The sequence below is a fragment of the Williamsia soli genome, from assembly GCF_017377795.1.
In the GTDB taxonomy this organism is placed as follows: domain Bacteria; phylum Actinomycetota; class Actinomycetes; order Mycobacteriales; family Mycobacteriaceae; genus Williamsia; species Williamsia soli.
Genome location: NZ_JAFRDR010000021.1, coordinates 1 through 4,017 on the forward strand (window position 1 = coordinate 1; position 4,017 = coordinate 4,017).

Annotated in this window: 3 protein-coding genes; all 3 read right to left on the minus strand. The window is 60.2% G+C overall.

The window, feature by feature from the left end; all coding sequences use genetic code 11:
* Positions 1-635: 635 nt before the first annotated feature.
* A complete protein-coding gene (locus tag J3S28_RS28125; protein ID WP_207844614.1) occupies positions 636-1,955 on the minus strand; it encodes a sigma-54-dependent transcriptional regulator family protein in 1,320 nt (439 codons plus the stop codon).
* Positions 1,956-2,206: 251 nt separating this feature from the next.
* Positions 2,207-2,719 (minus strand): DUF1097 domain-containing protein, encoded by a 513-nt coding sequence (locus J3S28_RS28130; RefSeq protein WP_207844616.1) that lies wholly within the window; start codon positions 2,717-2,719, stop codon positions 2,207-2,209.
* A 15-nt stretch (positions 2,720-2,734) separates the two neighbouring features.
* Positions 2,735-3,793 carry an aliphatic aldoxime dehydratase gene (oxdA, locus tag J3S28_RS28135; RefSeq protein WP_207844618.1) on the minus strand — a complete coding sequence of 353 codons (1,059 nt, stop codon included), beginning with the start codon at positions 3,791-3,793 and terminating at the stop codon, positions 2,735-2,737.
* Positions 3,794-4,017 lie beyond the last annotated feature (224 nt).

The following is a 4,017-nucleotide window of genomic DNA, read 5'->3' on the forward strand; positions in this document are numbered from 1 at the left end:
TGGAACACGGCGCTACCGCCGTCAACGACGTCACCCTGCTGTTCATCACCAACAAACCCTTCGCCATCTGCTACGAGGTCGACGACAACCACCCCTACCCCATGAACACCAACGACTGAGACAAGAGCGCGACCAGGTCGTGCGAAGCAACTGCAATGCAACAGTGTAAAAGCAACTATGAGTTCTGCTTGAACAACCGTTTGAGCCGGGTCGACTCCAACACATTGGCCAGAGACACGACAGACATGCTCTTAAACAGGACCGCTCGCTGATGCATCGAAAGCTAGATCCTGAGCAGCGGCGCCTCGTCGATTTCGCCGCAATGTGGCTGCACTATGGAGGTGGGTCGCGAGAAGACATTTTCGTCTCCTTCGGTCTCACTGAGGAGCAGTATTTTCAACGCCTGCTTCATCTTCTGACCCACCGGCCCCTGGCGGTGGGGCTCGATGCCGGCGTTCGGAACCGCATGCTCGCAGTGGGTAAGGCGCGCCTGTCCCCTCAACGGCGCAGCTCGACTGAACGGTGACCGCGGCATGCCGCAACCGGGGCGCGCCAGGTTTGGCACTGGCAGTGACTAGGCCGTAAGAGGACGTCGCATCCCGCATCTTTCGGGCCTGTTCACATCCCTAACGAGATCATCTGCGTATGTAGGTACCTTGCGCCGGTTGTGCCGTGCTCGGGCCAATCCTTCTGTGAAGACTGCCGAATGCGTTCTCGCCTGCGCCCAACTCCTGGTCGAGTCGCGCGATCTGTCCTTGGACGAGTGGCATGAAAGGGGAGAAGGGGGCAATCGCTGCTCGTAGCGCAACCCACACGTCGTAGTCATCGCTGCCCCACCATGACCGCGTCCAGTTGGACATCAACTCAGCATCGCCCGACTGAATGATCGCTTGTCGCAGCGACGTCTCAACCTCGCTGCGCAAACTAACCACCCCAGGAGCGTCCGAGCCAACAAGTAGCGGTCCCTTGTAGGCCGCGTACGCTGCGTGGACCTCACCTGCAGAAAGCAACGCTTCGATTGCGAGCCAGTCGCCCGCTACGGTCGCGTTCAAACGGTAAGGTCGCGACCTCAGCAACTCAGAGCCCAGTAAGTGTCGCAACCGGTTCAGCTCGGCCCGAAGTGTGGAATCGCCGTTGTCGTCCTGATAAAGGTGTACCGCCAGTTCATCTCCCGATAGGCCACGCGGTGCCGACGCCAGCAGAAGGACTATTTCGCTGTGGCGTCGACTGAGGTGTAACTCCTCTGGTTTCGAGCCCCCGTCCTGAACTGTCACGACAGACCCTGCGCGACCCAGCGATTCGATCTGGACATGCAGTGAACCTCTGATAGAACTTGGTCTCAGCGGGTGAGGTGAGACTAGCTGCCTAACCATCTCCGATTCAGCCATGCGGGCCGCTGCTCGAATCAACGCAACCGTTTGAGGCTTGATAATCTCCTCGCCCCCAGTGATGTCGAGGGCGCCTAATACCGCCGACGTATGAGGATCACGAATTGGCGTTGCGGCACAATTCCAACGTCGTACCGACCGGCGAAAGTGTTCCGTCCCGACCACAGTGGCCGTGCGATTGAGTTTGATAGCGAGACCAGGGGCGTTAGTGCCTGCCAATCGCTCATCCCAGTTGGATCCCTCTACAAAGCCGATCGATTCCGCATCACGGAGTGCTCGCGACGTGCCGGCGACCCACAGCAGTTGGCCCGCAGCGTCGGAAACGGCCATGATCGCATTACTTTCGCGCGCCGCTTGGCCGACGACGTCGTCGAGCAGGGGGAAGACACGGGCAAGTGGATGGGAAGCACGCACATGGCGCAGATCGCCGTCGGGCATTGTTAGGGGTGCAACTGTTGTTTCGGTGTCGACACCTGCAGCGGCAGAACGACGCCATGATTCCGCGACCTCAGCCCGCATCAGGCCGTCGTGTCGAGTGACGACGAATCGTCGTGGTCCAGCGCTCATCGTGAGGTCGTGCTCGTCTGAAAAGCATTCTTGTCGTCGGGCCGAGATATGTTCATCCGCAGACTCCCGTTGCTCGTCCCGATTAGTAGTGGACGTGGCGTGCAGTAGGTTAACGCTAGCGTAACGCTACCGCCTAGGGATGTCTATAGCCTGGCGGAGGTCGTGCTTAACGGGCGGCCGGGACGGAGGATGCCAGGGCGGCGTAGCGTGCCGCTGGGCCCTGGCATCCTCGAACTGCGCCCCGGCGGAGCCTAGTCGGCCACCGCGGGGACTGAACTACCATCGCGGCGTCGCGACACGCTGGCAAACCTGGCGGCCAGTGCCCCAACGCCGAGCCCGAGTGCCAGTCCCGCAAGCCAGGACCAGATCACAAATAGTGCGTTCTCGTCGGGGGCTACTCCAGCGGCGATGAAGCAGCAGGCGCCCAGGAACGACACGGCGGTAGCGGACATCCAGGGTAAGGGGCTGACGGCGACAAGCAGGAACGCCAGTACCGAGAGAGCCACGACTGTGATGGCCAGGCCACCGCCCATCTCAATAATCAGCTTGGTCGCGAGTGCGGCCCCGCCGATACCAACAACACCCGTCAGGAGTGAGTTCTTCGCACCTTCGATGCCACCTCCGGTGAGGAAGAGCGCCGCGGTGGACACGAGGCCCACCCAGCCCACAATCTCGATGGCGGGGAACTTGGTGGACAGGAACACCCACACTGAAACCAGTAGGCCGGCACTGAGAGCCAGCGCGAAATCGATTCTTGTCTTCATAGTTGACGCCCTCCTCTAGGCCGCCGGCTGTGCAGCGTCACGGAGCATGCCCGTATGAGGGTGGCAGTTGATGTACTCGTACAGTTGGTTGTCCGCGTCGAAGACCGAGCATTCGTGGTAGAGCCGAAGTTCGGAGATTTGATTTGCGACGCGAACGAATGTCGTGAAGATGCGAAGGTGCGTCGGATGAGACTCCGCCCACCGTTCCATCAGATCCACCGACCGCCAATGGCCGATGCAGTACGACTTCTCGATCAGATTTCCGTCCAGGTTGATGTTCTGGACGAAACGATTGCTGTAGCAACCGACCTCCGCGCCGTTGTCTCGCAGAAAATCCATGCCAGCCCGCAGAGTTGGCTCGATCTCTTCCAGGTAGAGGGCACGCTCAACGTCACCCGTGTTGCCCCAGTCTTGACCTGAGCGGATGAGCGCGATGTTGTCATGGGCACGAACAACGACCCGCCCGCCTTTCGCAGGGTCACCCGTAGTGATGTCGAGTGTCCCTTTGGCCAGCATCCTGTCGACCTGTGAGAGGGGGAAGCGTTCGCGCATCGAACCCCAATACCCATGCTCCTGGATCTCGTCGCTTGTTCGATCCATGATTGCGCCGACGCCTGGGAAGTTGTCGGTGAAGGCATAGATGGTTTCGAATTGCTCTGCGCGCGTTGACGCGATCTCCCGGAAGTAGCCCAGACCGTCGTTGAGCCGGTCATCCGAGCTCCACCATGAGTCAACGGTGGGGGAGGACGACCAACGGTTGTAGCTGTCGGTGTTTCGCCAGTATCCGACGGCAATCAAGTTGTCGTAGCCCTGCGCGTCGCGGAAGTATGATAGATCATGCTCCAGCGGCGCGTCCTCGCCCGAGAACGAGTCAACGATGTGCCTTAGTGCCGAGAGCGCAGACTCGCGATTGGCGTCACCGAAGTACTGAACTCCGAGGTACGCCATGACGACTGCTTGCAGAGACTGGTCCGCGCGCGCCATCCACATCGGCCAGGGGGGCGTATAGCTGTCATCGATCCGCCGCTGCAGGGAGCGCGGACACTGGAGATGAGCATCAATCGCTGATTCCATAATCGCTTGCCTTTCTTCGCTGTATGAGTGTTGAGAGAGTGGGTGAGAGGGGTGTTCAGTCGTTGGTGTTCATGGGGTAGGGGTGGTTGTCGTCGACCTCGTAGCAGATGGCGAAGGGTTTGTTGGTGATGAACAGCAGGGTGACGTCGTTGACGGCGGTAGCGCCGTGTTCCATCCAGCCGCCTTCGGGGAACCAGACGAAGCTCCCCGGCCCGTACTCGCCT